The organism is Saccharopolyspora sp. 6M (genome assembly GCF_020176775.1).
Classification (GTDB): Bacteria; Actinomycetota; Actinomycetes; order Mycobacteriales; family Pseudonocardiaceae; genus Saccharopolyspora_C; species Saccharopolyspora_C gregorii.
Genome location: NZ_JAIUJZ010000044.1, coordinates 1 through 26,938, shown reverse-complemented (window position 1 = coordinate 26,938; position 26,938 = coordinate 1). Strand labels below are relative to the sequence as shown.

Here is a 26,938-nt window from a genome sequence, read left to right as displayed (position 1 = left end):
GGACGGGGGTGGGCAGCGTGCTGAGCATTGTCTCGACCGACCTCCTGCCGTGGTGGTGACCCGTTCGCGGTGCTGCGCGAGCCGCGGATCACCGGGGGCGTGCTGGTCTGGTGCTGTGAAGTGGAACCAGGTGGTTCCGCCGGAGCATACGTGTTGTTACTCATAAGTAGGTAGTGCTCCGAGGTTTCGGATTCATCGCGGTTGCCCCGCCGCCCCCCGACGCGGTTGAGTGATGTCGAACACCCCCGGCCGCGGACGCGCCGCGGGGACGGCGATGGAGGTGCGCCATGTCGACCGAAGCGTGCCCGCCCCCGGTCACCGGCCGGACCGGCGCCACCGCGCCCGACGTCAACCTGGCCGACCTCGTGCGCGCCGCCGCCGAGCGCGGACCCGGCCACCCCGCGCTGATCGACCTCGCCGGGCACCGGATGAGCTGGTCCGAGCTGGACGCCGCCTGCACCGGTTACGGGTGGCGGCTGCGGGAGGCCGGCGTGCGGCCCGGGGACCGGGTGGCGCTGGCGCTGCCCACCGGGTTCGAGTTCTGCGTCGCGCTGTTCGCCGCGTTCCGGGCCGGCGCCGTCGCCGTGCCGCTGCCGCCCTCGGCGCCCGCGCCGGAGCTGCGCCGCGTCCTCGACGACAGCGGCGCCGCGCTGCTCGTCCGCGGCGGTGCTCCGGCGGGCACCGCCGTCCGCGACCTCGGCGGCATCGCCGAGCTCGACCCGCCGACCGGCGAGGAGCGCGCCGAGCAGGAGCTGCCGCGGGAACCCGCCGACCTCGCCGTGCTCTGCTACACCTCCGGCACCTCCGGGCCGGCGCGCGGCGCGATGCTGCCGCACGCGGCGCTGCTGGCGAACGTGCACCAGTGCGGGCGGCTGCGCCCGATGCCGGTCAACGCCGCCGACCGGGTGCTGCTCGCGCTGCCGATGTACCACGCCTTCGGCCTCGGCCCCGGCATGCTGCAGGTCGCCGCCGTCGGCGCCACCGCCGTGCTGCTGCCGCGCTTCGACGCCGAGGAGGCGCTGACCGCGATCTCGCGGCACCGGGTCACCGGCGTGGTGGGCGTGCCGCCGATGTACCGCGAGTGGCTGCGGCTGGAACCCCACCGGCTCCGCGAGGGCCTGTCCACGGTGCGGCTGCTGACCTCCGGCGCGGCCCCGCTGGGCGCCGACGTGGCGAGCGCGGTGCGCTCCGCGACCGGGCTGGACGTGTTCGAGGGCTACGGCCTCACCGAGACCGGGCCGGTGCTGACCACCACGCTCGCCGGGGGCCGGGCCAAACCGGGATCGGTGGGCCGCGCGCTGCCGGGCGTGCAGCTGCGGCTCGTGGACACCGACGGCTCCCCGATCGACGAGGCCGACGGCGACACCGGCCGGGTGTCGGTGCGCGGGGCGAACCTGTTCCGCGGCTACTGGCCGGACGCGGCGCACGGACCGGACCAGGACGGCTGGTTCCGCACCGGCGACGTCGGCTACTTCGACGCCGACGGCGACCTGCACCTGGTGGACCGCGCCACCGACCTGATCATCGTGAACGGCTTCAACGTGTACCCGCGGGAGGTGGAGGCGGTGCTCGCCGAACTGCCCGGTGTCGTCGAATCCGCCGTGGTCGGCGTGCCCGACGAGGCGCGCGGCGAGGCGGTCCGGGCCGTCGTCGTCGCCGGCCCCGGAGCCGAGCTCACCGAGGACTCGGTGCGGGCGCACTGCGCGGCCCGGCTCGCCAAGTTCAAGGTCCCCGTCGAGGTCGGCTTCGCCCCCGAGCTCCCGCACTCGCCGACCGGCAAGATCGCCCGCCGCACGCTCCGCACCCCGCCGGCCTGACCGGTCCCGCTACCTTGGGGGCAGGTCCGCTGGAGGAGGTCGGAAGTGCCGGGAACCGGGGAATCGGGGCAGCACGCGGTGACGCTGCTGGTGCGCGAGCAGTGCCACCTGTGCGACGAGGCGCTCGCCGCCGTCCGCGAGGTGTGCGCCGAGTTCGACGTGCCGTGGGCGATCGAGGACGTGGACGCCGACCCCGAGCAGCGCGCCGAGTACGGCGACCGGGTGCCGGTCGTCCTGGTGGACGGCGTCGAGCACGGTTACTGGAAGGTCGAACCCGCCCGGCTCCGCGCCGCGCTCAGCCGCTGACCCGCCGTGCACCGGCCCGGTGCCGACCGGTGTGTCGTTTCGCACCGGGCGGCGGGCCGGGAGGTCGGCTGCGCGGCGGAAAACGCCTCGGAAGCCGCGCGATGACACCGATATCGTCGCTCTGACCAGCCGTTTTGGCTGGCGGGGGGCGCATCCGACATCATGGTGCGGGGTGGTCCGGCGGCCGCTGGTGCGGACGTCGGGGAACTTTGTGCATGTCTTCACAAATGGCTACGGTGGAGTTCGAGCCGTGTCATCGAGGTCGGCGGTTCGCACCCCGTTTCCACTCCGGTGCGCCGCTCGGCCGGCGAGCGCGGCGGACGAGCAGCACCAAGTCAGGTCGAGGGAGAGCCAGTGACGGCCCACGGAGAGGGCGAACGGGACGAGGCCGGGCAGCCGGCGGACGTCCCGTCCGGGTCAGGGTCACCCGCCGAATCCATCGCGGTCCCCGCCGCCCGGGAACGGGCGCGGGCCATTCCGGAAGCGGCCGTCGCACGCCTCGCGGTGTACCTGCGCGTGCTGTCCGGCCTCGAAGAGCGCGGCACCGGCACCGTGTCCAGCGAAGAGCTCGCCGCCTTCGCCGGGGTGAACTCGGCGAAGCTGCGCAAGGACCTGTCCTACATCGGCTCCTACGGCACCCGCGGCGTCGGCTACGACGTGGCGGTGCTGATCGGCCAGATCGAGCGGACGCTCGGGCTCACCAAGAAGCACCGCGTCGCCGTGGCCGGCATCGGGAACCTGGGGCACGCGCTCGCCAACTACGGCGGCTTCCTGAACCGGGGCTTCCCGGTGGCCGCGCTGTTCGACCTCGACCCCGACCTGCTGGACGTGCCGGTCGGCGGCATCCCGGTCAGCTCCGTCGACGACATCGTCGAGGTCTGCCGCGAGCGCGAGGTCACCATCGGCGTCATCGCCACGCCCACCGAGGGGGCGCAGGACGTCTGCGATCGCCTCGTCGAAGGCGGCGTGGTGTGCATCCTGAACTTCGCCCCGGTCGTCCTGCAGGTCCCCGAGCACGTCGAGGTGCGCAAGGTCGACCTGGCCGTGGAGATGCAGATCCTGTCCTTCCACGTCGCGCGCCGGAATCAGGAGGCGATGGTGGTGCCCGGCGTGGCCGGCACCGACGCCGGTCCGCCGGGCGGCGGGGCGAACGGGAACGGGAACTCCGATTCCGCGCCGGAGCGCGGTGATGTGGACGGGATGGTGGTTCGGCCGTGAACCTGCTCACCGTCGGGCTCTCCCACCGGAGCGCCCCGGTACGGGTGCTGGAGAGGGTCGCGATCGGCGCCGACGAGGTCGGCAAGGTCCTCGACGAGCTGCTCGGCCGTCCGCACATCAGCGAGGCCTTCCTGGTCTCCACCTGCAACCGCGTCGAGGTGTACGCGGTCGCCGAGACCTTCCACGGCGGGCTGAACGACGTGACCGAGGTGCTGGCCCGCAAGGCCGGGGCCGAGGTCGCCGAGCTCGCCGACCACTTCTACGTGCACTACGCCGGTGCCGCGGTGGAGCACCTGTTCTCCGTGGCCGCCGGGCTGGACTCGATGGTCGTCGGCGAGGCGCAGATCCTCGGCCAGCTGCGGCAGGCCTACGGCGTCGCCGACCAGGCCGGCACCGTCGGGCGCACGCTGCACGAGCTGGCGCAGCAGGCGCTGCGCGTCGGCAAGCGGGTGCACGCCGAGACCGAGATCGACGCCGCCGGTGCCTCGGTGGTCTCCGAGGCCCTCTCCGACGCCGAAGCGCTGCTGGGCGGTGTCGCCGGGAAGCGCGCGCTGCTCGTCGGCGCGGGCTCCATGGGCGGCTTGGCGGCCGCGCAACTGCGCCGCGCCGGGATCGGCTCCGTGGTCATCGCCAACCGCACCGCCGCCAACGGCGCCCGGCTCGCCGAGTCGCTGCGCGCCGAGGGCATCCCGGCGGACGCGGTGGAGCTCGCGGGGCTCGGCTCCGCGATCGCCGCCGCCGACCTCGTGGTGACCTGCACCGGAGCCGTCGGTGCCGTGATCACCGAGGACGTCGTGGCCGACGCGGTGCGGGACCGGGACGACAGCGGCCAGCCGCTGCTGTTCTGCGACCTGGGGCTGCCGCGGGACACCGCGCCCGAGGTCGCCGAGCTGCCCGGCGTCGCCGTCGTCGACCTGGAGACCCTGCAAGCGCGGCTCACCGCGCAGCGCGGCGGCAGCGAATCCGACCGCGCCGCGGCGATCGTCGCCGACGAGCTGCGCGGCTACCTCGCCTCGCAGCGCTCCGCCGAGGTCACCCCGACGGTCACGGCGCTGCGCAAGCGCGCCGCCGAGGTCGTCGACTCCGAACTCCTGCGGCTGGACTCGCGGCTGCCCGAACTGGACGGACCGGTGCGCGACGAGCTGTCCCGCACGGTGCGCCGCGTCGTGGACAAGCTGCTGCACGCACCCACGGTCCGGGTGAAGGAACTGGCATCCGTTCCCGGCGGCTCCGGTTACGCCGAGGCGCTGCGGGAACTCTTCGAACTGGACCCGCAGGCGCCGACCGCGATCCGCACGCCCCGCTCCGCGGAGGACGTGCCGGTGACCGGCGCGCACTCGGCGCAGGCGCTGCTGCGGGACCCCCTCGCCCAGGACGGGGCGGAACAGGACGGTGAAGACCGGTGAACAAGACGCTGCGCATCGGCACGCGCGGCAGCGCGCTCGCGATGGCCCAGACCGGGATGGTCGCCGAGCAGCTGGAAGCCGCGGGCTACCCCACCCAGCTCGTCGAGGTGGCCACGCCCGGCGACCGCTCGATGGCGCCGATCGCCGAGATCGGCGTGGGCGTGTTCACCTCGGCGCTGCGCGAGGCCCTCGCCAACGGCGAGGTCGACGTCGCCGTGCACTCCTACAAAGATCTGCCGACCGAACAAGACCCCCGGCTGTCGCTGGCCGCAGTCCCGGTCCGCGAGGACCCGCGGGACGCGCTGGTGGCGCGGGACGGTCTGACGCTCGGTGAACTGCCCCCGGGCTCCCTCGTGGGAACCGGTTCGCCGCGCCGCGCCAGCCAGCTGGAGGCCCTCGGCCTCGGCCTGGAGGTGCGCGGCATCCGCGGCAACGTGGACACCCGCCTGCGCAAGGTGACCGACGGTGAGCTGGACGCCGTCGTGCTCGCCCGCGCCGGGCTGGCCAGAGTCGGCCGGCTCGCGGTGATCACGGAATCGCTCGATCCACTCCAGATGCTGCCCGCGCCCGCCCAGGGCGCGCTGGCTGTGGAATGCCGCGTCGACGACGTGGACACCGAGCACCTGCTCCAGTCCGTTCTGGACGACCAGGCCAGCCGCGCCGCGGTGGCCGCCGAGCGCGCCATGTTGGCTGCGCTGGAGGCAGGCTGCAGTGCGCCGATCGGCGCGCTGGCCGAAGTGGTGGAGGACCTCGACGAGGACGGGCGCGTGGCGCAGCGGCTGTCCGTTCGCGGGGTCATGGCGACCGACGAGAACCGCCTGGTGCGCGCCTCCGCCACTGGTGAGACGACCGCCGCAGAGCAGTTGGGCCTGGCCTTGGCCGCCGAGCTGCTCGATGCCAGGGACGCTTTGCTCAGCGGTCCCGGTAGTAGTTGATGGAGAGTGCGCTGATGACACGCAAGAGCCCCGGACGGGTCGCATTCGTGGGCTCCGGCCCAGGGGATGCGGGCCTGCTCACCGTTCGGGCCCGGTACTTGCTCACCACCGCGTCGCTGGTGGTGACCGACCCCGACGTGCCGGCCGACGTGCTGGCGCTGGCCGCCGACGGCGCCGAGTCGCGCCCGGCGGCGGGGGAACCCGCCGAGGTCGCGCAGGACCTGGCGAAGGAGGCCGACACCGGCCGCTCGGTGGTCCGGCTCGTCGCCGGTGATCCGATGACGGTGGACGCCGTGGTCCGGGAGGTCCGCGAGGTCGCCAAGACCGGTGCGGCCTTCGACGTGGTCCCCGGCGTGTCCCCGGGCAGCGCGGTCCCCGCTTACGCGGGAGTCGCGCTCGGCGCCGGGCACACCGAGGTCGACGTGCGCGGCGAGGTGGACTGGGCGGCGCTGGCCGCCGCCCCCGGCGCGCTGGTGCTGCACACCACGGGCAGCCACCTGGCCGAGGCCGCTTCGGCGCTGATGGAGCACGGCCTGACCGCGCAGACCCCGGTGGCGGTGACCTCCTCCGGCACCACGGTCTCGCAGCGCACCATCGACACGACGCTGGCCTCGTTGCCCGCCGACGCCGGTGAGCTGCAGGGCCAGCTGGTCGTGACGATCGGTTCGGTCGTGGGCGACCGCTCGGGCCTGTCCTGGTGGGAGTCCCGGGCGCTGTACGGCTGGAAGATCCTGGTGCCGCGCACCAAGGAGCAGGCCGGTTCGATGAGCGAGCGGCTCTGGTCGCACGGCGCCGTCTCGCACGAGGTGCCGACGATCTCGGTGGAGCCGCCGCGCAGCCCCGCGCAGATGGAGCGCGCGGTGAAGGGCCTCGTCGACGGCCGCTACCAGTGGGTGGTGTTCACCTCCACGAACGCGGTCCGCGCGGTGTGGGAGAAGTTCCGCGAGTTCGGGCTGGACGCCCGCGCGTTCTCCGGTGTGAAGATCGCCTGCGTGGGCGAGTCCACCGCGGAGAAGGTGCGCTCGTTCGGCATCACGCCGGAGCTGCTGCCCTCGGGCGACCAGTCCAGCGAGGGCCTGCTGCAGGACTTCCCGCCGCACGACGACATCCTGGACCCGGTGGACCGGGTGCTGCTGCCGCGGGCGGACATCGCCACCGAGACGCTGGCCGCCGGACTGCGCGAGCGCGGCTGGGAGATCGACGACGTGACGGCCTACCGCACGGTCCGGGCCGCGCCGCCGCCGGCCGAGACCCGCGAGATGATCAAGACCGGCGGGTTCGACGCGGTGTGCTTCACCTCCTCGTCGACGGTCCGGAACCTGGTCGGCATCGCGGGCAAGCCGCACGCGCGGACCCTGGTGGCCTGCATCGGCCCGAACACGGCCGAGACCGCCAAGGAGTTCGGCCTGCGGGTGGACGTGCAGCCGGAACTGGCGCAGGTGCCCGCTTTGGTGGACGCGCTCGCCGAGCACGCCGCCCGGCTGCGCGCCGAAGGTGCGCTGCCGCCGCCGAAGAAGGCGAAGCGGGCGCGCCGCAGCTGAGCCGAGTGGCCCGGATCTCGTTGACCACGGGGTCCGCCCCACCGCCGTCTCCCGCCCTGGCAGGCTCACGGGGGAGGAATCGGACACCCGGCGCGGGTGCCCGCCCGAAGATCAATCCGAGCGGGTGGCCGCCCGCGGCCGCCCCTCCTCGCCACGAGGGAGCTCGTCGATGTACCCGTCGCACCGCCCGCGCAGGCTGCGCCGCACCCCCGCCGTCCGGCGGCTGGTCGCCGAGACGAGCGTGGAGCCGCGGCACCTGGTGCTGCCGATGTTCGTGCGGGAAGGCCTGGCCGAACCGGTCGAGATCAGCTCCATGCCGGGCGTCGTGCACCACAGCCGCGATTCGCTGCGCCGCGCCGCGTCCGAAGCGGTCGCCGCGGGCGTCGGCGGCCTGATGCTGTTCGGCGTGCCCGCCGAGCACGACGCCACCGGCTCCGGCGCCGTCGACCCGGACGGCATCCTCAACACCGGGCTGCGCGACCTGGCCGCCGAGGTCGGCGACGCGACCGTGATCATGGCCGACACCTGCCTGGACGAGTTCACCGACCACGGCCACTGCGGCGTGCTCGACGAGAACGGCGTGGTGGACAACGACCGCAGCCTGCAGGTGTACGGCGAGATGGCCGTCGCGCAGGCCGAAGCGGGCGCCCACGTGATCTCCCCCAGCGGGATGATGGACGGGCAGGTCGGCGTCATCCGGGAATCGCTCGACGTCACCGGCTTCGAGGACACCTCGATCCTCGCCTACTCCGCGAAGTACGCCTCCGCCTTCTACGGCCCGTTCCGGGAGGCGGTGGACTCGCAGCTCAGCGGGGACCGCAATACCTACCAGCAGGACCCGGCGAACGGTCGCGAAGGGCTCCGCGAGGCGGACCTGGACCTCGCCGAGGGCGCCGACATGGTGATGGTGAAGCCCGCCATGTCCTACCTGGACGTGCTGCGGGACGTGGCCGGGCTGGCCGACGTGCCGGTCGCCGCATACCAGGTGTCCGGCGAGTACGCGATGATCGAGGCCGCGGTGGCCCGCGGCTGGCTGGACCGCAAGCGCACCGTCCAGGAGACGCTGACCTCCATCCGCCGCGCCGGTGCCGACGTGGTGCTCACCTACTGGGCCACCGAAGCCGCGCAGTGGTACCGGGAGAGCTTGGGGATCCGGTGACGCACCCGCAGCACCCCGACCGCGTCGGCGGCACCGGCGAGGGAGCGACCGCCGAACGCCCGCCGCTGCCCACCCCGCTCAACATCGCCCGCTGGCTGTGGATCGCCGCCGCGCTGCTCGGCCTGGTCCGGGCGTACGTGCGGCTCAGCGACCGGCGCGCGCTCGCGACCGAGCTCCGCACCGCGCTGCCGGACCTGTCGCAGACGCAGCTCGACGACCAGATCAACGCGCTGATCATGTTCGACCTGCTGTACCTGTTGGCGGTGCTGGCGCTGTACGTGTCGCTGTCGCTGCGGATGACGCAGGGCAAGAACTGGGCGCGGGTGGTGCTCACCGTGTTCGCCGGGTTCGGCGCGTTCGGCACGCTGGGCACCCTGCTGCTGATGTCCAGCATCGGGCAGGCGGAGCTGCTGCGGATCACCCAGGTGCGGGTGGAGACCTCGGACGTGGTCTTCGGCGTGCTGGTGACCGCGCTGGAGCTGGCCGCGCTGGTGCTGATGTACCTGCCGGAGACGAACCGGTACTTCCGGGCGACCCGGCGGCCGCGGCCCCCGCAGCAGTGGGCACCGCCACCGCCGGGGCCGTTCCTGCGCTGACCTCTGGTCTCCGAACTCTTGCCGCGTAGCACCGGGGTGGCGGAACCCCAGCGGGATTCTCGCTGCCGGATCTTTGTCCCGAGTGGCTCCGCCACGAGGGAAAAGGCCGTCCTCGCGAGAGTCCCGCTGAGAGCCCGCGGGTGGTCGTTCTGCGCGGGTGGTCGGCGGCTCAGCCGGCTCCGCCGCTGAGGAGCGAATCGGCACGAACCGCCTGGCCGGTTCGGTGGCGGGTGGCGGGCCTTCGCCCGGATCGTCCGCTCTGGGGGCTTCGTCGCGGCGCCGGACGGCGTGCGTGATCTAGGCTCGATGACGTGACAGCCTCGCAGGACCCGGACCGGCAGGACCAGGGCGGCCAGCCCGCGGCGCAGCAGCACCCGCCGACCGGTGGCCTGCTGCCCGACTCCGAGGTGTCCGGCGGCCGGATCACCGGCACCCGGCCCGCCGCGCCCGGTGCCGCGCCGCAGCCCGAGCCGTTCACCGCGCCACCGCTGCGGCCCGTCGCGTTCGGCGGCACGGCGGGGCAGGTGTGGGTGGGCACGTCCCCCGTCCGCAGGCCGCGCGCGGTGTCCGCGGCCTGCCTGCTCGGCATCGCCGACGTGGTGATCGCGTTCGTGATCCTCGGCGTGCGGCTGGCCACCACCGACGACCTGATCGTGCAGGCGATGGGCGAGGCCGACTCGTTCCTGCCGAACGACGGCGACATCTCCGGCGTGTACTACGGCGTCGCCACCGGGATGATCGTGTTCTACGCGCTGCTGGCCGCCGTGTGGGGGCTGCTCGTGCTGTTCCTGCGGCGCGGCCGCGGCTGGGCCCGGGTGGCGCTCACCTCCGTCGCGTTCGTGTGGGCGGTGTCGACGCTGCTGTCGCTGGTCGGCACCCGTTCGCACGGGCCGCTGCTGACCGGTCTGGAGGTCGCGCAGGCGGTGGCGCTGGTGGCGACGCTGGTGTGCATGCACCTGCCCTCGACCCGGGACCACTTCAGCGGCAGCTGATCACCACCCGCTGTTTCCGGTGAACCCGGTGGACAGCGATCTCGCAAGATTCCTACTGTTCGGGAGTGACGTCACCGCCCGATCCCCGGCACGGTCCGCAGGCCCCGGCCGCACCGCCGCTCGGTCCACCGCCGGAACCCGCTCCGCCGCCCGCCCGGCCCGGGACCGTGGTGGCCGCGTTCTGGCTCGCGGTCCTGGCGCCGCTGCTGGTCACCGCGCTGCACGCGGTGGGCTCGGTGCTGGCGCGGGGCTTCCTGGCCGACGCGGTCGGCGCGGATGATCCGGAGGTCGCCGCGGCGGTGGCCGGGCTCGGGGCGGTCGTCTTCGTCGTCGCGGTGCTGGTGATGGTCGCGCTGACCGCGCTGTGGATCGCCTTCGGGTTCGCGCTGCGGGCCGGGCGCGGCTGGGCGCGGGTCGTGCTCAGCACCTTCGCCGGGATCTGGGTCTTCTACTCGGTGGGCGGCCTGGTCACCGGCGAGCCCGCCCTCGCCGTTCCCGCGGGGGTGGTGGCGCTCGGCCACGCGCAGAACGCCGTCGGGCTGCTGGCGATGCTCGCGTTCCTGGTGCTGGTGCGGCTGCCCGCGTCGAACCGGTACTTCCGGCCCGCCGGGTCCGGGCGGTGAGCGGGCCGCCCGGGTCGGTCCGCGCCGCGGTCGGGCTGTGGTCGGCGCTGGCCGCGTTCCTGCTCGTGCAGACCGCGTTCTCCTGGGCGGACCGGGACGCGCTGCGGCGGCGGCTCGTCGAAGCGGGTGCGGCCGCGCCGGACCGGGCGGATGCCGCGGCGCTGGACCTGCTGCTGCTCAACACCGGCCTCGCCGTCGTGTTCGCCGCGGGTTACGCGCTGGCGGGGGTGCTGATCCGCGGGCGCAGGCCGTGGGCCAGGATCGGGGTCTGCGTGCTGCTGGTGGTGCAGGTCGTGACGGTGCTCGGCAGCCGCTCGTTCGCGGCGGCCGACCTGATCGTGCTGGTGCTCGGCGGCGCCGCGGCCTGGTGCAGTTGGACGACGTCCAGTACGGAGTGGGTGACCGGCGAGCATGAGTGATGCCGACAGCGGCCCGGTGCTCTACGCCGAGCCCGGATCGACCTGGTGGCCGGTGCTGTGGGGGCCGGGGTTCGCGCTGACCGGGCTGGTCGTCGAACTGCTCACCCCCGGCGGGGTGAACCTGCCGGTGTGGATCCTGCTGGCCGGTGCGCTGGCGGTCGCCACCGTGCTGTGGGTGTACGCCCGCCGCCGCGCGCTGGCGGTCCGGTTGACGCCCGAGGTGCTGACCGTGGGCCGCGAGGACCTGCCGGTGCAGCGGATCACGGCGATCACCGACGTGGGCGCCCCGCTGGGCACCCGGGTCCTCGGCGGCGGCTTCACCCCGCCGAAGGGCACCGGGGAGATCCCGCTGCGGTTATCCGACGACGCGGTCGTGCTGGCCTGGGCGAAGGACCCGGCCACGCTGCTCGACGAGCTGCGCCCGCTGCTGCCGGAGAGCTGACCGGCCCGGAGAGCCGGTGCCGTGCGCGGCCCGGTGCGTGAGACGCTTTCGCCGTGACGTTCCCGGAACCGTGGTCGGCCGACGAGCCGATGCTCAGCGAGAACACCGCGGACGCGCCCGAACCCCGCGGCGGGCTGGCGCAGCCGTGGCGGGCCGTGGTGGCGGCCGTCGAACTCGTGCTCGCCGTCGCCCTGGTCGTGGCCGCCTGGTGGCTGTGGGACCGGTCGCAGCTGGTGGTGGAGGTGCCCGGGGCGACCGGGCTGCCGATGCGCTCGACGAGGATCTTCGGCGACCGGGCGGCGCTCGGCATCGCCGCCCCGACGCTCGCCGCGGTGCTGCTGGTGGACGCCGTCCGCCAGCTGATGCTGGCCTGGGCGGTCCGCCGCTCCCGAGCCCGCCGGGACTGACCGGAACGGCGGGTGGCGGAGCCACTCGTGAAATCGATCCCGCAGTGCGGGGGCCGCTGAGGCTCCGCCACCCGTTCCCCTGCTCAGCGGGACCACGCCCCACCGAAGGTTCCGGGTCGGCCTGTCAGACTGGGGGAGTGACAGCCGAAACTCCTGGCGGTACCAGTCCGCACACCACGACCAGGTCGGCGGAGCTGTTCGACCGAGCGCTCACCGTGACGCCGGGCGGCGTCAACTCCCCGGTGCGGGCCTTCCGGTCCGTCGGCGGCACCCCGCGGTTCATGGTCCGCGGCGAGGGCGCCTACCTGTGGGACGCCGACGGCAACGAGTACGTCGACCTCGTGTCCTCCTGGGGCCCGATGGTCAACGGGCACGCGCACCCCGACGTCGTCGAGGCGGTGCGGGCGGCCGCGGTGGACGGCCTGTCCTTCGGCACCCCGGGCGTCGGCGAGATCGACCTCGCCGCCGAGATCATCCGCCGGGTCGAGCCGGTGGAGCAGGTGCGGCTGGTGAACTCCGGCACCGAGGCGACGATGAGCGCGGTGCGGCTGGCGCGCGGCTTCACCGGCCGCAGCAAGATCGTGAAGTTCGCCGGTTGCTACCACGGGCACGTCGACTCGCTGCTCGCCGACGCCGGATCCGGCGTGGTGACGCTCGGCCTGCCCACCAGCCCCGGAGTGACCGGCGCGCAGGCCGCGGACACCGTGGTGCTGCCGTACAACGACGTGGACGCGGTGCGCGAGGCGTTCGCCGAGTTCGGCGACCAGATCGCCTGCGTCATCACCGAGGCCGCCGCGGGCAACATGGGCGCGGTCGCCCCGCAGCCCGGGTTCAACGCCGCGCTGCGCGAGATCACCCGCTCGGCGGGCGCACTGCTGATCATGGACGAGGTGATGACCGGGTTCCGCGTGTCCGCCGCGGGCTGGTTCGGCCTCGACGGCGTCGCGGGCGACCTCTACACCTTCGGCAAGGTCATGTCCGGTGGCCTGCCCGCCGCCGCGTTCGGCGGGCGCGCCGACGTGATGGAGCTGCTCGCCCCGTCCGGTCCCGTCTACCAGGCGGGAACCCTGGCCGGGAACCCGGTGGCCGTCGCCGCCGGGCTGGCGAACCTGCGGGCCGCCGACGACGCCACCTACGCGGCGCTGGACCGGAACGCGGCGCGCCTCGGCGACCTGCTCGGCTCCGCGCTCGCCGAGGCCGGCGTGCCGCATCGGGTGTCGTTCGCGGGCAACCTGGTCAGCGTGTTCTTCACCGAATCGCCGGTGGTGGACTTCGAGCAGGCCCGGGCCCAGCAGGCGTGGCGCTTCCCGGCCTTCTTCAACGCGTTCCTGGATCGCGGCGTGTACCCGCCGCCGAGCGCCTTCGAGTCGTGGTTCGTGAACTCGGCGATGGACGAGGCCGCGTTCGAGCGGATCGCGGACGCCGCCCCGCACGCCGCGGCCGCTGCCGCCGCGGCCGAGGAGCCCGCGGCATGACCAAGACGATCGTGCACTTCTTGCGCCACGGCGAAGTGCACAACCCGGAGAAGATCCTCTACGGCAGGCTCCCCGGCTACCGGCTCTCGGACCGCGGCCAGGAGCAGGCGAAGCTGGTCGCCGACTTCCTCGCCGGCCGCGACGTGCGGCACGTGGTGGCCTCCCCGCTGCAGCGCGCGCAGGAGACGGCCGCCCCCATCGGCGCCGGGTTCGGCCTGGACGTGGACACCGACGACCGGCTGATCGAGTCGGCGAACCGGTTCGAGGGCCTGCGAGTGTCCGTCGGCGACGGCGCGCTGCGCTCCCCGCAGCACTGGCCGAAGCTGCGCAACCCGTTCGAGCCGTCCTGGGGCGAGCCGTACGTGGAGATCGCGCACCGCATGCTCGGCGCCGCGCAGCGCGCCCGCGCCGCCGCCGAGGGCAGCGAGGCGGTGTGCGTGTCCCACCAGCTGCCGATCTGGACGCTGCGCCGGTTCGTCGAGGGCAAGCGCATGTGGCACGACCCGCGCAGCAGGCAGTGCTCGCTGGCCTCGCTGACGAGCCTGGTGTTCCGGGACGAGCAGCTGGTGCGCGTCGCCTACGTGGAACCCGCCGGGGAGACCGATCCGCGGGTGACCGGGGCATGAGGCGGCTGCTGGCCCGCGCGGCGCTGTCGGTGGCGGTGCTCGGCCTGCTCGGCGGCTGCGCCACGGCGGGCAAGGACGCCGTCGAGCAGGGCACCGAGTTCACCTTCGTCTCGCCGGGCGGGCAGACCCGCATCTTCTACCCGGAGGCGGAGCGGCAGAAGCTGACGAAGCTCAGCGGCGACAGCCTCCTGGAGGAGGGGAAGCGGATCGGCCTCTCCGACTACGAGGGGAAGGTCGTGGTGGTGAACCTGTGGGGTTCCTGGTGCGGCCCGTGCCGCGCCGAGGCCGACGACCTGCAGGCCGTGCAGGACAAGATGGGGCCGCAGGGCGTGCAGGTGCTGGGCGTCGACGTGCGGGACAGCCGTTCCGCGGCCGCGGATTTCCACCGCGACCGGAGTTTGACGTATCCCTCGATTTTCGATCCGTCCGGTCGTTCGCTGTTGTCGTTGAAGAACTATCCGCGCAGCGCCGTGCCGTCCACGATCATTCTGGATCGGCAGCACCGGGTCGCGGCGGTTTTCCTCACGGAAATGTTGGAGAGCGAACTGCTGCCGGAAGTGCAGAAGGTGGCGGCCGAACCGGCGGCGTGACCCTTTCCACGAGCCCGCATTCGTGCGCATTCCCGGCGGGTTCGTGGGTTTTCGGCGAGCCGGTTCCGGCCCGTTGCTCCGGGACGAGGACGCGACGTCCGCCCGTTCGGAGCAGCCGCTGGGCCGAACGGTGCTCGTCCGCGTCCGGTGGTGGCAGCGCGCCCGCCGCCGTCCGGTCGAGCCCCTCAGCGCCTGCGCCGGGCCAGCACCCGCCAGCAGTCCATGCACGTGCCCTGCCGCACCCACTCGTGCTCGGTGCGGTCGTGCAGCTCGGTCGCGGCGGCCTCCACCCCGCAGTACGAGGTCACGGGGCATCGCGGGTCGGCGTCGAGCGCGCTGGCGGCGAAGGCGTGGCGCCCCGCCGGAACGGGCCGCCACACGTAGGTGAGGCCGTGCTGCGCGGGCATCGCGTGGACTCCATTCCTCCGGTGTCGTCTGCCGAGAATGAGACCCGCCTCGACACTCGAATGGCAATGCGCTTCACCGAATCGAGCGATGGCACGGCTTCGGCGGAGGAAATAGGTTCCTGCTATGACCAGTGTTCGAGCGCGGGGCCTGGGCGCTGAGATCCGCGAACTCCGCAAAGCGGCCGGATTGCGATTGGAACATCTCGCGCACCGATGCGGGTGGTCGCGAGCGACCTTGGGCCGAATCGAATCGGGGGAACGGGTGCCGAGCGAAGGCGAACTCGCCGCGCTGCTCGACACCCTCGACGTGGCCGGTTCCGAGCGCACGCGGCTGTTCGAGCTCGTCAACGCGGCCACCGAGGCGCGCTGGTGGGAGGCCGGGTACGCCGGCATGCCCAGCGCGCTGACCGCCCTGATCGACTTCGAGCGGCTCGCCACCAAGATCACCGATGTGGCGCTGGCGCTGGTGCCCGGACTGCTGCAGACCCCGGACTACACGCGGGCGGTGCTCAGCGCGGGCGGCGTGCGGGACGCCGACCTGGAGTCCCGGGTCGCGCTGCGGCTCGGCAGGCAGGGCGTGCTCACCCGGGAGGAACCGGCGCGGCTGCACGCCTACCTGGACGAGTCGGTGGTGCACCGGCCCGTCGGCGGACACCGGGTGATGTCCGACCAGCTGCGTCACCTGGTGCGCATCGGGCGCCGGCCGAACGTCTCGGTCCGGGTGATCCCGTTCGCGGCGGGCGCGTACGCGGAGCTCAACGGCAGCCAGCTGATCCTGGAGTTCGCCCGGCAGCGTCCGGTGGTGCACCTGGAGCAGCGGCGGCGCGGGGCCTTCCTGGAAGCACCCGCCGACACCGCCCCGTTCCTCGACGCCGCCGCCCGGCTGCCGGTCCTGGCACTCGACGAAGCGGAGTCCGCGGCCCTGATCGCGGACGTGGCAGGCGCGATGGAACGGGAATGTGAGCGCGACGGTGCGTTGGCGTAAGTCCAGTCACAGCGGCGAGGAGAGCAACTGCGTGGAGGTGGGGACGGCGCCCGGAGTGGTGGCGGTGCGGGATTCGAAGGCACCGCGGCACGGCGTGCTGTCCTTCTCGCCACACCGGTGGCGGGCCTTCCTCCGCTCGCTGCGCTGATCGTCGGCGCGCGTCCGGCGGGAACCCGGTGGTCGCGCCGGTCCGGGCCTGCGCCGACCTGCGTGCCGCATCGGGGTGGCGGCGGTCCGTCCGATCCCGTTCGCGCGGACGGGTCCTTCGCCGGCGGGCGGCCCGCCGCGGCCGGTCGCCGGTGCCGCGAGCGGGGCCGGGGTGTCCGCGACGGGCGAGTTCGCGGGCGTCGGAAGTGCGCCGATGTGGTCGGCGTCATGCGGGGTGGTGCGTAGCCACGCTAGCGCCATCCCTACCCTCGGAACCGTGAACCCGACCGAGCTCGCCGCCTCCGGACCGCTGCTGCTCGCGGCCGCGATCGCGGTGCTCGCCGGGGCGGTCAGCTTCGCGTCGCCGTGCGTGGTGCCGCTGGTGCCCGGCTACCTCGCCTACCTGGCGGGCGTGGTCGGCGCGGAGGCTCCGCCGGTGGATTCCGCGGAGGCGCGGCAGGCGCGCCGCGGCCGCTGGCGGGTGGCCGGTGCCGCGCTGCTGTTCGTCGCCGGGTTCACCGTCGTCTTCGGCGCCGGAACGCTGCTGCTGCTCGGGCTGTCGGACGCGCTGGTCGAGAACGAGCTGCTGCTGCAGCGCATCGGCGGCGTCGTGACGGTCGCGATGGGGCTGGTGTTCCTCGGCATGATCCCCGCGCTGCAGCGGGACGTGCGGCTGCACCGGGTGCCCCGGGCGGGCTTGTGGGGTGCGCCGCTGCTCGGCGCGGTGTTCGGGCTCGGCTGGACGCCGTGCCTGGGCCCGACGCTGACCGGGGTGATGTCGCTGGCCGTCGGGACCGACGTGGGCGCGGGCACCGCGGTGCGCGGGGTGCTGCTCGTCGTGGCCTACTGCCTCGGGCTCGGACTGCCGTTCGTGCTGCTGGCGCTGGGTGCGCGGTGGGCGGTGCGCAGCACCGACTGGTTGCGGCGCCGGGGCCGCGCCATCCAGATCGCGGGTGGCGCGCTGCTGGTCGTGGTGGGCGTGCTGCTCGTCACCGGGCTGTGGGGAGAACTGATCTCAGTGCTGCGCGAACCCGTCGCCGGATTCGAGACGCCGATCTGATGTCCTGGATCCGCACCCTGCCGGCGTTCCTGCGCAACACCTGGCGCGGCCTGACGTCGATGCGCACCGCGCTGGTGCTGCTGTTCCTGCTGGCGATGGCGGCGCTGCCGGGCGCGCTGATCCCGCAGCGCTCGCTGAACCCGGCCGAGGTGGACAAGTACTTCACCGAGTACCCGGACCTGGCGCCGCTGCTGGACAAGGCCGGCGCGTTCGAGGTGTTCAGCTCGGTCTGGTTCGCCTCGATCTACGTGCTGCTGTTCATCTCGCTGATCGGCTGCCTGCTGCCGCGCTGCTACGAGTACTACAAGCAGCTGCGCGGCAGGCCGGTGCGCACCCCGCGGAACCTGTCCCGGATGCCGCACCACGCTTCGGCCACTGTGGACGGTTCACCGGAGGAGGCGCTGGACGCCGCCCGGCGCAGGCTGCGCGGCTGGCGCAAGGAGGAGCGCACCGAGGAGGACGGCACCCGCTCGATCAGCGCCGAACGCGGCTACCTGCGGGAGGCCGGGAACCTGGTGTTCCACTTCGCGCTGGTGGGCCTGCTGGTGACGGTCGCGGGCGGCAAGATCCTCGGCTACGAGGGCCAGGTGATCGTGCCCGCCGACGGCTCCGAGTTCTGCAACTCCGGCACCTACAACTACGACTCGTTCCGCGCGGGCCTCAGCGTGGACGGCACCCAGCTGAGCCCGTTCTGCCTGCGGGTCGACGACTTCGACGCGACCTACCAGCACACCGGGCAGGTCGCGAGCTACCGGGTCGGGATGCAGTACCAGGCGGGCGCGGACCTCGACGCGGACCAGTGGCGGCCGTACGCGCTGCAGGTGAACCACCCGCTGCGGATCGCGGGCGACCGGATCTACCTGACCGGCAACGGGTACGCGCCCCGCTTCACCGTGACCTTCCCGGACGGGCAGCGGCGCACCCAGCTGACCCAGTGGCAGCCGATGGACGTCACGACGATGTTGTCCCAGGGCGCCACCAAGTTCGACCAGCCGGGCGTCACCGACGAGGTGCAGCGGCGGCAGACGCAGCTCGCGGTGACCGGCCTGTTCGCGCCGACCGCGGCCTACGACGGCAAGGTGCTCGGCTCGCAGTTCCCGGACCTGCTCGACCCGGCGGTCGCGGTGGACGTGCTGCGCGGTGATCTCGGGCTCGACTCCGGGCGCGGTCAGTCGATCTTCGGCGTGGACCAGAAGATGGTGGACTCCGGGCGGTTGAAGAAGGTCGCGCGGCAGAACCTGCGCGTCGGCGAGCAGATCCGGCTCGACGACGGCACCACCGTCCACTTCGACGGCGTGGAGCGCTGGGCGAACCTGCAGATCTCGCACGACCCGTTCCAGCCGTACGTGCTCGGCTTCGCCATCGCGGTGATCTTCGGGATCAGCGCCTCGCTGAGCATCAAGCGCCGCCGGATCTGGGTGCGGGTGGCTCCCGCCCCCGGGACCGGCGCGGACGATCCCGCGCGTACCGTTGTCGAGGTCGGCGGGCTGGCCCGGACCGACCAAGCGGGTTACGGCGAGGAGTTCACCCGGCTGGCCAAGGACCTGCTCGGGACGGACGGCGCCGACGCGGAGCCGCCGAGGGCTGCCTCCGCAGGTGGAAGGAAGAGCTGATGACGGTCGACCAGACGTTGTCCAACTACAGCGACATGGCGTTCGCGACCTCGGTCGTCGTCTACATCGCCGCCATGCTGCTGTACTTCGCGGAGTTCGCCTACGGCGGCCGGAAGCAGCAGCCTCGCGCGCGGGAAGCGCAGCTGGTCACCGCGGGCGGCGACGGCGCCGACACCGCGACCGGTGAGCGCATCGGCCGCATCGACACCCCCGCCAAGCGCCCGCTCCCGGAGCGGTTCGGCGGCATGGCCGTGTCGATGACGGTGCTCGGCATCCTGGTGCACGCGGCCTCGCTGGTGTTCCGCGGCGTCGCCACCGGCCGCGCGCCGTGGGGCAACATGTACGAGTTCGGTTCGGCGATCTGCCTGGCCGCGGTGGTCGCGTGGACGATCGTGCTGTTCCGGCAGCTGCGCGCCGAACGCCGCGAGGCCTCGCCGGCGCAGCTGCGCGGACTCGGCGGGTTCCTGCTGCTGCCCGTGGTGGTGCTGCTGTTCCTGTCCGGCACCGTGCTCTACGCGAAGGCCGCGCCGCTGCAGCCCGCGCTGCAGTCCTACTGGATCGTGATCCACGTGAGCGCCGCGATCGTCTCCAGCGGTGCGCTGCTGTTCGCCGGGGTCGCCAGCGTGCTGTTCATGCTGCGGTCGCGGCACGAGAACAACCCGTTGAAGCTGGCCCGGTTCGGGGCGCGGCTGCCCGCCAGCCAGGCGCTGGACCGGATGGCCTACCGCGCCACGGTGATCATCTTCCCGGTGTGGACGTTCGCGATCGTCGCCGGCGCGATCTGGGCCGAGGCCGCGTGGGGCAGGTTCTGGGGCTGGGACCCGAAGGAGACCTGTTCGTTCATCGCGTGGGTCGTCTACGCTGCGTACCTGCATGCGCGTGCGACTGCGGGGTGGCGTGGGGTCAAGGCGGCGTGGATCAACATCGCCGGTCTGGCGGTCATGATCTTCAATCTCTTCTTCATCAACATCGTCGTCTCCGGACTGCACTCGTACGCTGGGCTGTGAGTTCATGATCCGATCCGGAGTGCGACCCCGGGCCACCCGTTCCGCAGCGGAACCGGGTGGCCCTCGCTCATCCCGGTAAAGGTCGAACCGATGTGTGGGAGGTACGGGAACGGTGACCGGACGGTACGAAGAGCCCGAAACGCAACGCGATGCGGGCTCGGCCTCGCCCGGTGCGGACTCGGCGCAGCAGGCCAGCGGCACGACGGATCACGCGACCCCGGACTACGGTGACGGCGCGCAGCCGTACGCGGAACCGGGCACCAGGCCGAACACCCCGGTGCAGGGCGGCGGGGAACGGCCCTACCAGCCGAACGTCCCCAGTGGACAGTCGTTCGGCGGGGCGCAGTACACCGAGGCCACGCCCTCCGGGCCGCAGCAGCAGGCGAGCCAGTCCGGCCCGTACCAGGTGCCGTCCGGGCCGCAGCAGGTTCCCGGCGGCCACTCGGGCCCGTACTCGGTGCAGGGCGGGCCGTCCGGTCCGTACCAGGTGCCGGGCGGGTCCGGGCCCTACCAGGTCTCCGGCGGCCAGTCCGGTCCGTACCCGGTGGGCCAGCAGCCGAACCCGTACGCGCCCGTCGCCGGGCCGTTCCCGCAGCAGCAGGGCTACCCGCAGCAGCCCCCGCAGGGCGGGCAGCCGCAGCAGCCCCAGCAGCAGCCCGGCGCGAAGCAGCAGCAACCCGGCGTGCCGTTCGGCAAGGACCTCGCCTCCTCGCAGCTGCTGCGGCAGACCAAGCGCGCCCCGCAGTCCGGCTGGCGCAAGGCGCTCTACGTGGCCAGCGGCCGCTCCATCAACCTCGGGGAGAGCGCCGCGGACCTGCGCCGCCGCGAGCTGATCGGCCGGATCAACCAGCCGCTGCAGGGCTGCTACAAGATCGCGATGCTGAGCCTGAAGGGCGGCGTCGGCAAGACCACGACCACCGCGACCCTCGGCTCCACGTTCTCCTCGCTGCGCGGGGACCGGGTGATCGCGGTCGACGCCAACCCGGACCGCGGCACGCTCAGCCAGAAGATCCCGCTGGAGACCACCGCCACCGTGCGGCACCTGCTGCGCGACGCGCAGCGCATCCGCAAGTACAGCGATGTGCGCTCCTACACCTCGCAGGGCCCGAGCCGGTTGGAGATCCTCGCCAGCGAGCAGGATCCGGCGGTCTCCGAGGCGTTCAGCGAGGACGACTACCAGCGCACCGTGACGCTGCTGGAGCACTTCTACAACATCGTGCTCACCGACTGCGGGACCGGGCTGATGCACTCGGCGATGAAGGGCGTGCTGGACGTCGCCGACTCGCTGGTGATCGTCTCGTCCAGCTCCATCGACGGGGCGCGCAGCGCTTCGGCCACGTTGGACTGGCTGGACGCGCACGGGTACGGGCAGCTGGTGTCCCGCTCCGTCGCCGTGATCAACTCGGTGCGGCCGGGTTCCGGCAAGGTCGACGTGGACAAGCTCAGCGCGCACTTCGGTTCGCGCTGCCGCGCGGTGTCCCGGATCCCGTTCGACCCGCACCTCGAAGAGGGCGCCGAGGTCGAGCTCGACCAGCTCGCCGCCCCGACCCGGCTGGCGCTGCTGGAGCTGGCGGCGATCGTCGCCGACGACTTCCCGCAGGCCTTCGGCAGGCAGCGCCAGGCCTGACCAGCCCTCTTCCCACTCGTTCGGCGCAGGGGTCGGGTGGCGGAACCTCAGCGCCCTCCTCGCTGCGGGATCGTTTTCACCGGTGGCTCCGCCACAGGAGAAAACGCTGTCCTCGCGAGGAGGGCGCTGAGAACCCGCGGGTGGTCCTTTTGCTTGGGTGGTCGCTGCTCAGCGGCTTCGCCGCTGACAGGGAACGGGCACCACTCGTCGGGTTCTGGGCCTGGTCCGGGCTTTGCGTCGTTGCATGGCGAACGGCCCGCCGTGCCGGTTCTCCGGTGGGCGGGCCGTTCGGCGTTCAGGGGGCGGGTCTCAGCCCTGCTCGTCGTTCTTCCGGTCGCGCTGCTGCTCGGCGAGGCGGCGCAGGAACTCCGGATCGTCGTCCGGGGCCAGCGGCGCCTTGCGCGGTGCCGAGGCCGGGCCGTCGCTCGCGGCGTCCCGCACCGGGCCGAACGCGCGCCACATCAGCACGCTCACGGTGAGCGCACCGATCGCTGCCAGGACGTAGATCATCAGGGCACCTCCACTCCTCCCCACGAGGTTAGCCGGAGAGCGGCGGGAGGTGGGGTGCGCCGATCGGGGAACATCGCGAAGTGTCGGGAAGCTCCGGCGATCGGGTGCCGGGCGGAGGTGCCGGGGCGGTCCGGCGACGGGCCGTGCCCGGCCCACCTCGGGCGTGCGAGCGCACGCGGAGGCGGGCCGAGCGCGAGCCGATCGTCGGGACGACTCAGGCGGAGCGGACGTCGTTGGTGAGTTCCGCCAACAGCGTCCGCACTTCCGATTCGCGGAACCGGCGGTGCCCGCCGGGAGTGCGGATCGAACCGATCCGGCCTGCCGTCGCCCATCTGGTCACCGTCTTCGGGTCGACCCGGAACAACGAGGCGACCTCACCGGGGGTGAGCAGCTGTTCCTGACCGTTCTGGCGAGACTGGGGAGTCGTCGCGGTCACAGGGGACCTCCACAATGCGGACGGTTTTCGGGCATTCCGGTCGCATCCTGGCACTCGGATGGTCAGGTACTCGAACATTCGACTCCAGGTAAAGGGAAGGTAAGGGACGAAAGCGGCGCTTCGGGCGAGACGGGGCGGAATCGCCGCGACCCCCGTGTTCTACCCTGGTTGACGTGCAGGAACAGCAGACGGAAGTGGTCGCGGAGTCGTCCCCGCCGACCAACCTGGCGCGGGACATCGCGCTGTACACCGTGGTCAGGCTGGCCATGCTGCTCGTGGTCACCGCCGTGATCGCGCTCTGCGGCGTCCCGCTGCTGGTGGCCGCCGCCGTGTCCGTCGTGGTGGTGATGCCGCTGTCCATGCTGGTCTTCGGCGGGTTGCGCCGCCGCGTCGCCACCGGCATGGTGCACCGCGCCCGGCGCCGCGAGCAGCTGCGCGCCCAGCTCCGCGGGGATCGCGAGCACGCCGATGACGAGCACTGACGCCCGGGCCGCCGGGGCGGTGCGGGACCGCTCCTGCGCGCGCACCAGGGCCTGGACCAGCGAAGCCGTCCGGATCATCGAGGCCGACGCGAACCGCAGCGCGGACACCCACCTGCTGCGCTTCCCGCTCCCGGCGGAATGGGGGATCGACCTCTACCTCAAGGACGAGTCAACCCATCCGACCGGTTCGCTCAAGCACCGGCTGGCCCGATCCCTGTTCCTGCACGCCATCTGCAACGGGTGGGTGACGGAGAACACGCCGGTGATCGAGGCGTCGTCCGGTTCCACCGCCGTTTCCGAAGCGCACTTCGCGCAGCTGCTGGGGCTCCCGTTCATCGCCGTGATGCCCCGCTCCACCAGCCCGGAGAAGGTCGCGCTGATCGAACGCCACGGCGGCACCTGCCACTACGTGGACCAGCCGGGCGCGATCTACGACGAGTCCCGCAGGCTCGCCGCCGAGCTCGGCGGGCACTTCATGGACCAGTTCACCCACGCCGAACGCGCCACCGACTGGCGGGGCAACAACAACATCGCCGAGTCGATCTACGAGCAGCTGGCGCTGGAACGGCACCCCATCCCGGAGTGGATCGTCACCGGGGCGGGCACCGGCGGCACCAGCGCCACCCTCGGCCGCTACATCCGCTACCGCAGGCACGACACCCGGCTCGCCGTCGTCGACCCGGAGCACTCGGTGTTCTACGACGCCTGGTGCCACGGGGATCGGGACCGCACCGGGGACCGCGGCTCGCTCATCGAAGGCATCGGGCGGCCGCGGGTCGAACCGTCCTTCGTCGGCGAGGCCATCGACCGCATGATCAAGGTCCCGGACGCGGCGTCCATCGCCACCATCCGGTGGGCCGAAGGCGTGCTCGGGCGCCGCGTCGGCGGGTCCACCGGCACCAACCTGTGGGGCGTGTTCGGGCTCGTCGCCGAGATGGTGCGGGCCGGGCGGACCGGGAGCATCGTCACGCTGCTCTGCGACGGCGGGGAGCGCTACGCCCACACCTACTACGACGACGAGTGGGTCGCGGGCCACGGCTTCGACCTCGCGGGCCCGCTCGACGCGCTCGACGAGTTCCACCGGACCGGGGCCTGGCCCGCCTGAGCGGCCGTGCGCGGTCCGCTCGGCGCGGGCACGTAGTCTGCGATCAAGCCACGAGGTTCCGAGGAGGGGGCATGCGCAGGTCGATGAGCACAGCCGTCGCGCTGGTGCCCGCGGCGCTCGTGGTGGTGCTCGCCGCGTGCACCACCGGCGGTTCGCTGCCGATGCCGAGCAGCGCCCCGGAGACCAGCGGCAGCGACGAGTCCGAACCGGAATCCGTCACCCCGTCGATCACCCGCGAGGTGCCGCCGCAGCGCCGGATCGGGCTCGCCGACGCCTCCGCCGAGCAGCTGTGCGGGCTGGTCACCGTGGACGAGCTCGGGCAGCTCGCCTACCCGGTCCGCCACGGGGTGCCGCGCGAGATCGGCTTGGAACCGCCGGTGCGCGGCTGCCAGTTCGCCGCCGAGAACGGGGTGCGGTCGATCCTCGTCGGCACCCAGCCCGAGGGCTACGCCGAGCTCGGCCAGGACGAGGTGCGGCTCGGCGAGCGGCCCGGGACCGAGACGCTGCGCGCCAACGACTGCACCGTGTTCGCCGCAGCGTCCGGGGCGACGCTGCAGGTCACCGCCCGCGCCGCCGAAGCCGACGGCGACGAGTGCGAGACCGCGCAGGGCGTGGCCCAGTACGTCCTCGCCGGAGTCCGCTGACCGGTTCTCGTCCTTCAACTTGCCCGGCGGGTCTTGTCGTTCTCCTGTCAGCGCGAAGCGCTGAGCCGACGACCACCCGAGACACCGGCACGCCCGCTGAGGTTCCGCCACCCCAGTGCTGAGCAACGGGAGTCCGACAGGACCTCAGCCGAAGGCCAGCGCCAGCGCGGTGGTGGCGCCCCAGACGAGCATCGCCAGTCCGGTGTCCCGCAGCGCGGGGATCAGCTTGCGGCCGGTGCCGCCGCGCGTCACCGCGAGCACCGAACCGATCAGCAGCGGCAGCGCCAGGAACCCGAGCAGCGCCCAGGTGTTGCGCAGCCCGATCAGCACGGTGATCAGGAACGGGATCAGCACCAGCGACACGTACAGCGTCCGGGTGTCCCGGTCGCCCAGCAGCACCGCCAGCGTCCGCTTGCCGGTGACCCGGTCGGTCGGGATGTCGCGCAGGTTGTTCGCCACCAGCACCGCGCTGGAGAACGCGCCGATGCCGACCGCCCCGCCGATGCCGAAGCCGCTGATCGTGCCCGCCTGCGCGTACATGGTGCCGAGCACCGCGACCAGGCCGAAGAACACGAACACGGCGATCTCGCCCAGCCCCGCGTACCCGTACGGCCGCTTGCCGCCGGTGTAGAACCAGGCGCCGGCGATGCACAGCGCGCCGACGGCCAGCATCCACCACTGGCCGCTGAGCACCACGACGCCGGTCCCGGCGAGCGCGGCCAGCCCGAAGCAGCCGAACGCCGCGTTGCGCACCGCCGCCGGGTTCGCCGCACCCGACCCGACCAGCCGGAACGGGCCGACCCGGTCGTCGTCGGTGCCGCGGATGCCGTCGGAGTAGTCGTTCGCGAAGTTCACCCCGGTGATCAGCAGCAGCGACACCGCGAGCGCCAGTGCCGCGATCGGCACGCTCCACAGGTCGACCCCGGTCGCCGCCCCGGTGCCGACCAGGACCGGTGCGATCGCGTTGGGCCACGTGCGCAGGCGCGCGCCCTCAATCCACTGCTTCACCGTCGCCATGTGAATCATCTTCGCGCATCACTCGTCGTCACCGGCCGAGAGTCGCGCGCAACGCCCGCCGGTCCGGTTTGCCGGGGCCGCGCAGCGGCAGCTCGGCGAGGAATTCGACCCGCTTGGGGGCGCCGGCCGCGCCCGCCCGGTCCCGCACCGCCGCGCGCAGCTCGGCGACCGGTGGTGGTGCGGCCGGGTCGGCGGGGACGACGGCGGCGACCACGGCCTGGCCCCACTCGGGGTCGTCGACGCCGAGCACGCAGACCTCCCGGACCCCGGGGTGCTCGGCGAGGATCCGCTCGACCAGCACCGGGGCCACGTTCACCCCGCCGGTGATGATCACGTCGTCGGCGCGGCCGAGCACCTCCAGCCGCCCGTCCGCCAACCGGCCCAGGTCGCCGGTGCGGAACCAGCCGTCCCGGAACGGGCTCGCGCCCGAGCCACGCCGGTAGCCGCGGGCCAGCGTGGGCCCGGACAGCGCGACCGGACCGGAGCCGTCCGCGGCGGCCTCGACGTGCACCCGCACGCCGTCCAGCGGCGTCCCGTCGTACACGCAGCCGCCCGCGGTCTCGCTCATCCCGTAGGTGGTGACCACGCGCACCCCGGCCGCGGCGGCCCGCTCGCGCAGCGCGGGCGGGGTCGCGGCGCCGCCGAGCAGCACCGCGTCGAACGCGCGCAGCGCCGCCAGCCCGGCACCGCCGTCGTCCAGCAGCCGGCGCAGCTGGGTGGGCACCAGCGCGGTGTAGTGCCTGCCGGGGTCCGCGAGGCAGCGCTCGGCCGCCGCCGCGAACCGGTCCGGGCGGAACCCGCCCGCGGTGTCCACCGCCACCGGGTCGGTACCGGCGACCAGCGAGCGGACCAGCACCTGGATCCCGGCGACGTGGTGCGCGGGCATCGCCAGCAACCACCGCCCCGGCCCGCCCAGGTGCCGGTGCGTGGCCGTCGCGGAGGCGCGCAGCGCGGCCGCGGGCAGCAGCACGCCCTTCGGGGTGCCGGTGGAACCGGAGGTGGCGATGACCAGCGCGGTCGGGTCGGCGGGGTCGTCCTCGCCGGGTTCCAGCGGGGTGCCCGCCCCGAGCGCCCGGAGCACGTCGTCGTCCGGGCCCGCCGCGTCCACCGGGAGCAGCGCGGGGCCGTCGCCGTCGAGGGCGCGGCGCAGCGCGGGCAGCACCGTCGGCGCCCGCTCGCCGGGCGGAACGGGCAGCGGCCGGAGTTCGCGGGCGGTCGGCATGCCCGCCATCTGGCGCCCCCCCCCCCCCCGGGCGGGGGGGGGGGGGGGGGGGGGGGGGGGTGGCGACCCCGAGTGGGAGTAGTCGGGCGACAGGTTGGGGGGGGGGGGGGGGGTTGGGGGGGGG

Annotated in this window: 30 protein-coding genes; 25 read left to right on the top strand and 5 right to left on the bottom strand. The window is 73.4% G+C overall.

The window, feature by feature from the left end:
* Positions 1 to 287 precede the first annotated feature (287 nt).
* The 16 genes from LCD31_RS08045 to LCD31_RS07970 all read left to right on the top strand — a co-directional run bounded on the left by LCD31_RS08045 (position 288) and on the right by LCD31_RS07970 (position 14,552).
* Complete coding sequence (locus tag LCD31_RS08045) at positions 288 to 1,817, top strand: AMP-binding protein (protein WP_224957001.1); 1,530 nt, start codon at positions 288 to 290, stop codon at positions 1,815 to 1,817.
* Positions 1,818 to 1,862: 45 nt separating this feature from the next.
* Positions 1,863 to 2,123 carry a glutaredoxin family protein gene (locus tag LCD31_RS08040; protein ID WP_224957000.1) on the top strand — a complete coding sequence of 87 codons (261 nt, stop codon included), beginning with the start codon at positions 1,863 to 1,865 and terminating at the stop codon, positions 2,121 to 2,123.
* 354 nt (positions 2,124 to 2,477) lie between these two features.
* Positions 2,478 to 3,341: a redox-sensing transcriptional repressor Rex gene (locus tag LCD31_RS08035; RefSeq protein WP_373689991.1), complete on the top strand. Its 864-nt coding sequence runs from the start codon at positions 2,478 to 2,480 to the stop codon at positions 3,339 to 3,341.
* Positions 3,338 to 4,747, top strand: a complete 1,410-nt coding sequence (locus LCD31_RS08030) for a glutamyl-tRNA reductase (RefSeq protein WP_224956999.1) — start codon at positions 3,338 to 3,340, stop codon at positions 4,745 to 4,747. The genes LCD31_RS08035 and LCD31_RS08030 overlap by 4 nt, the downstream gene beginning before the upstream one ends.
* A complete protein-coding gene (hemC, locus tag LCD31_RS08025) occupies positions 4,744 to 5,682 on the top strand; it encodes a hydroxymethylbilane synthase (protein ID WP_224956998.1) in 939 nt (312 codons plus the stop codon). The genes LCD31_RS08030 and hemC overlap by 4 nt, the downstream gene beginning before the upstream one ends.
* A 14-nt stretch (positions 5,683 to 5,696) precedes the next feature.
* On the top strand, positions 5,697 to 7,223 hold the full coding sequence (locus LCD31_RS08020; protein ID WP_224956997.1) for a bifunctional uroporphyrinogen-III C-methyltransferase/uroporphyrinogen-III synthase: 1,527 nt from the start codon (positions 5,697 to 5,699) through the stop codon (positions 7,221 to 7,223).
* A gap of 169 nt (positions 7,224 to 7,392) precedes the next feature.
* A complete protein-coding gene (gene hemB / locus LCD31_RS08015) occupies positions 7,393 to 8,382 on the top strand; it encodes a porphobilinogen synthase (RefSeq protein WP_224956996.1) in 990 nt (329 codons plus the stop codon).
* Positions 8,379 to 8,978: a hypothetical protein gene (locus tag LCD31_RS08010; RefSeq protein WP_224956995.1), complete on the top strand. Its 600-nt coding sequence runs from the start codon at positions 8,379 to 8,381 to the stop codon at positions 8,976 to 8,978. The genes hemB and LCD31_RS08010 overlap by 4 nt, the downstream gene beginning before the upstream one ends.
* A 311-nt stretch (positions 8,979 to 9,289) precedes the next feature.
* Positions 9,290 to 9,970, top strand: coding sequence for a hypothetical protein (locus LCD31_RS08005; protein WP_224956994.1), 681 nt, complete (start codon positions 9,290 to 9,292; stop codon positions 9,968 to 9,970).
* A 65-nt stretch (positions 9,971 to 10,035) separates the two neighbouring features.
* Positions 10,036 to 10,593 carry a hypothetical protein gene (locus LCD31_RS08000; protein WP_224956993.1) on the top strand — a complete coding sequence of 186 codons (558 nt, stop codon included), beginning with the start codon at positions 10,036 to 10,038 and terminating at the stop codon, positions 10,591 to 10,593.
* The gene (locus tag LCD31_RS07995; protein ID WP_224956992.1) at positions 10,590 to 11,012 is read left to right on the top strand and encodes a hypothetical protein; all 423 of its coding nucleotides are present in this window, start codon (positions 10,590 to 10,592) and stop codon (positions 11,010 to 11,012) included. The genes LCD31_RS08000 and LCD31_RS07995 overlap by 4 nt, the downstream gene beginning before the upstream one ends.
* Positions 11,005 to 11,454, top strand: a complete 450-nt coding sequence (locus LCD31_RS07990) for a DUF3093 family protein (RefSeq protein ID WP_224956991.1) — start codon at positions 11,005 to 11,007, stop codon at positions 11,452 to 11,454. The genes LCD31_RS07995 and LCD31_RS07990 overlap by 8 nt, the downstream gene beginning before the upstream one ends.
* Before the next feature lie 53 nt (positions 11,455 to 11,507).
* Complete coding sequence (locus LCD31_RS07985) at positions 11,508 to 11,861, top strand: hypothetical protein (protein ID WP_224956990.1); 354 nt, start codon at positions 11,508 to 11,510, stop codon at positions 11,859 to 11,861.
* Between the two features lie 137 nt (positions 11,862 to 11,998).
* Positions 11,999 to 13,336 carry a glutamate-1-semialdehyde 2,1-aminomutase gene (gene hemL, locus LCD31_RS07980; RefSeq protein WP_224956989.1) on the top strand — a complete coding sequence of 446 codons (1,338 nt, stop codon included), beginning with the start codon at positions 11,999 to 12,001 and terminating at the stop codon, positions 13,334 to 13,336.
* Positions 13,333 to 13,962, top strand: coding sequence for a histidine phosphatase family protein (locus LCD31_RS07975; RefSeq protein WP_224956988.1), 630 nt, complete (start codon positions 13,333 to 13,335; stop codon positions 13,960 to 13,962). Before hemL ends, LCD31_RS07975 begins: the two co-directional genes overlap by 4 nt.
* Positions 13,959 to 14,552 (top strand): TlpA disulfide reductase family protein, encoded by a 594-nt coding sequence (locus LCD31_RS07970; protein WP_224956986.1) that lies wholly within the window; start codon positions 13,959 to 13,961, stop codon positions 14,550 to 14,552. The genes LCD31_RS07975 and LCD31_RS07970 overlap by 4 nt, the downstream gene beginning before the upstream one ends.
* Positions 14,553 to 14,737: 185 nt before the next feature.
* Here the strand turns inward: LCD31_RS07970 and LCD31_RS07965 are convergent, their stop codons facing one another.
* On the bottom strand, positions 14,738 to 14,959 hold the full coding sequence (locus tag LCD31_RS07965; RefSeq protein ID WP_224956984.1) for a hypothetical protein: 222 nt from the start codon (positions 14,957 to 14,959) through the stop codon (positions 14,738 to 14,740).
* 124 nt (positions 14,960 to 15,083) lie between these two features.
* On the opposite strand from LCD31_RS07965, the gene LCD31_RS07960 reads away from it, so the two are divergent.
* The 6 genes from LCD31_RS07960 (at position 15,084) to LCD31_RS07935 (ending at position 21,398) form a co-directional block, all read left to right on the top strand.
* Positions 15,084 to 15,944 (top strand): helix-turn-helix transcriptional regulator, encoded by an 861-nt coding sequence (locus tag LCD31_RS07960; protein WP_224956982.1) that lies wholly within the window; start codon positions 15,084 to 15,086, stop codon positions 15,942 to 15,944.
* 31 nt (positions 15,945 to 15,975) lie between these two features.
* Positions 15,976 to 16,092 (top strand): DUF397 domain-containing protein, encoded by a 117-nt coding sequence (locus LCD31_RS07955; protein WP_373689990.1) that lies wholly within the window; start codon positions 15,976 to 15,978, stop codon positions 16,090 to 16,092.
* Between the two features lie 276 nt (positions 16,093 to 16,368).
* Positions 16,369 to 17,151: a cytochrome c biogenesis CcdA family protein gene (locus LCD31_RS07950; protein WP_224956977.1), complete on the top strand. Its 783-nt coding sequence runs from the start codon at positions 16,369 to 16,371 to the stop codon at positions 17,149 to 17,151.
* The gene (locus LCD31_RS07945; protein WP_224956975.1) at positions 17,151 to 18,764 is read left to right on the top strand and encodes a cytochrome c biogenesis protein ResB; all 1,614 of its coding nucleotides are present in this window, start codon (positions 17,151 to 17,153) and stop codon (positions 18,762 to 18,764) included. Before LCD31_RS07950 ends, LCD31_RS07945 begins: the two co-directional genes overlap by 1 nt.
* Complete coding sequence (ccsB, locus tag LCD31_RS07940; RefSeq protein ID WP_224956973.1) at positions 18,764 to 19,771, top strand: c-type cytochrome biogenesis protein CcsB; 1,008 nt, start codon at positions 18,764 to 18,766, stop codon at positions 19,769 to 19,771. Before LCD31_RS07945 ends, ccsB begins: the two co-directional genes overlap by 1 nt.
* Positions 19,772 to 19,883: 112 nt before the next feature.
* Positions 19,884 to 21,398 carry a MinD/ParA family protein gene (locus LCD31_RS07935; protein WP_224956971.1) on the top strand — a complete coding sequence of 505 codons (1,515 nt, stop codon included), beginning with the start codon at positions 19,884 to 19,886 and terminating at the stop codon, positions 21,396 to 21,398.
* A 309-nt stretch (positions 21,399 to 21,707) separates the two neighbouring features.
* On the opposite strand, the gene LCD31_RS07930 is transcribed toward LCD31_RS07935, so the two are convergent.
* Positions 21,708 to 21,908: a hypothetical protein gene (locus LCD31_RS07930; RefSeq protein ID WP_224956970.1), complete on the bottom strand. Its 201-nt coding sequence runs from the start codon at positions 21,906 to 21,908 to the stop codon at positions 21,708 to 21,710.
* A 214-nt stretch (positions 21,909 to 22,122) separates the two neighbouring features.
* Entirely contained in the window at positions 22,123 to 22,344 is a 222-nt protein-coding gene (locus LCD31_RS07925; protein ID WP_184476042.1) for a BldC family transcriptional regulator, read from the bottom strand.
* A gap of 173 nt (positions 22,345 to 22,517) precedes the next feature.
* Between LCD31_RS07925 and LCD31_RS07920 the strand changes: the two genes are divergently transcribed.
* From LCD31_RS07920 to LCD31_RS07910, 3 genes are all read left to right on the top strand, one after another.
* Positions 22,518 to 22,826 (top strand): DUF4229 domain-containing protein, encoded by a 309-nt coding sequence (locus LCD31_RS07920; RefSeq protein WP_224956969.1) that lies wholly within the window; start codon positions 22,518 to 22,520, stop codon positions 22,824 to 22,826.
* Positions 22,813 to 23,931 (top strand): PLP-dependent cysteine synthase family protein, encoded by a 1,119-nt coding sequence (locus LCD31_RS07915; protein WP_224956968.1) that lies wholly within the window; start codon positions 22,813 to 22,815, stop codon positions 23,929 to 23,931. Before LCD31_RS07920 ends, LCD31_RS07915 begins: the two co-directional genes overlap by 14 nt.
* A gap of 71 nt (positions 23,932 to 24,002) precedes the next feature.
* Positions 24,003 to 24,575, top strand: a complete 573-nt coding sequence (locus tag LCD31_RS07910; protein ID WP_224956967.1) for a DUF3558 family protein — start codon at positions 24,003 to 24,005, stop codon at positions 24,573 to 24,575.
* A 144-nt stretch (positions 24,576 to 24,719) separates the two neighbouring features.
* On the opposite strand, the gene LCD31_RS07905 is transcribed toward LCD31_RS07910, so the two are convergent.
* A complete protein-coding gene (locus LCD31_RS07905) occupies positions 24,720 to 25,592 on the bottom strand; it encodes a 1,4-dihydroxy-2-naphthoate polyprenyltransferase (RefSeq protein WP_224956966.1) in 873 nt (290 codons plus the stop codon).
* A 28-nt stretch (positions 25,593 to 25,620) separates the two neighbouring features.
* Positions 25,621 to 26,814, bottom strand: coding sequence for an o-succinylbenzoate--CoA ligase (menE, locus tag LCD31_RS07900; RefSeq protein WP_224956965.1), 1,194 nt, complete (start codon positions 26,812 to 26,814; stop codon positions 25,621 to 25,623).
* Positions 26,815 to 26,938 lie beyond the last annotated feature (124 nt).

What these genes read in the sequence shown, in the direction of transcription:
- LCD31_RS08045 (WP_224957001.1), top strand. Translation starts at nt 288, where the DNA reads ATGTCGACCGAAGCGTGCCCGCCCCCGGTCACCGGCCGGACCGGCGCC.
- LCD31_RS08020 (WP_224956997.1), top strand. Translation starts at nt 5,697, where the DNA reads ATGACACGCAAGAGCCCCGGACGGGTCGCATTCGTGGGCTCCGGCCCA.
- hemB (WP_224956996.1), top strand. Translation starts at nt 7,393, where the DNA reads ATGTACCCGTCGCACCGCCCGCGCAGGCTGCGCCGCACCCCCGCCGTC.
- LCD31_RS07990 (WP_224956991.1), top strand. Translation starts at nt 11,005, where the DNA reads ATGAGTGATGCCGACAGCGGCCCGGTGCTCTACGCCGAGCCCGGATCG.
- LCD31_RS07975 (WP_224956988.1), top strand. Translation starts at nt 13,333, where the DNA reads ATGACCAAGACGATCGTGCACTTCTTGCGCCACGGCGAAGTGCACAAC.
- LCD31_RS07970 (WP_224956986.1), top strand. Translation starts at nt 13,959, where the DNA reads ATGAGGCGGCTGCTGGCCCGCGCGGCGCTGTCGGTGGCGGTGCTCGGC.
- LCD31_RS07965 (WP_224956984.1), bottom strand. Translation starts at nt 14,959, where the DNA reads ATGCCCGCGCAGCACGGCCTCACCTACGTGTGGCGGCCCGTTCCGGCG.
- LCD31_RS07960 (WP_224956982.1), top strand. Translation starts at nt 15,084, where the DNA reads ATGACCAGTGTTCGAGCGCGGGGCCTGGGCGCTGAGATCCGCGAACTC.
- LCD31_RS07945 (WP_224956975.1), top strand. Translation starts at nt 17,151, where the DNA reads ATGTCCTGGATCCGCACCCTGCCGGCGTTCCTGCGCAACACCTGGCGC.
- ccsB (WP_224956973.1), top strand. Translation starts at nt 18,764, where the DNA reads ATGACGGTCGACCAGACGTTGTCCAACTACAGCGACATGGCGTTCGCG.
- LCD31_RS07930 (WP_224956970.1), bottom strand. Translation starts at nt 21,908, where the DNA reads ATGATCTACGTCCTGGCAGCGATCGGTGCGCTCACCGTGAGCGTGCTG.
- LCD31_RS07915 (WP_224956968.1), top strand. Translation starts at nt 22,813, where the DNA reads ATGACGAGCACTGACGCCCGGGCCGCCGGGGCGGTGCGGGACCGCTCC.
- LCD31_RS07910 (WP_224956967.1), top strand. Translation starts at nt 24,003, where the DNA reads ATGCGCAGGTCGATGAGCACAGCCGTCGCGCTGGTGCCCGCGGCGCTC.
- LCD31_RS07905 (WP_224956966.1), bottom strand. Translation starts at nt 25,592, where the DNA reads ATGGCGACGGTGAAGCAGTGGATTGAGGGCGCGCGCCTGCGCACGTGG.
- menE (WP_224956965.1), bottom strand. Translation starts at nt 26,814, where the DNA reads ATGCCGACCGCCCGCGAACTCCGGCCGCTGCCCGTTCCGCCCGGCGAG.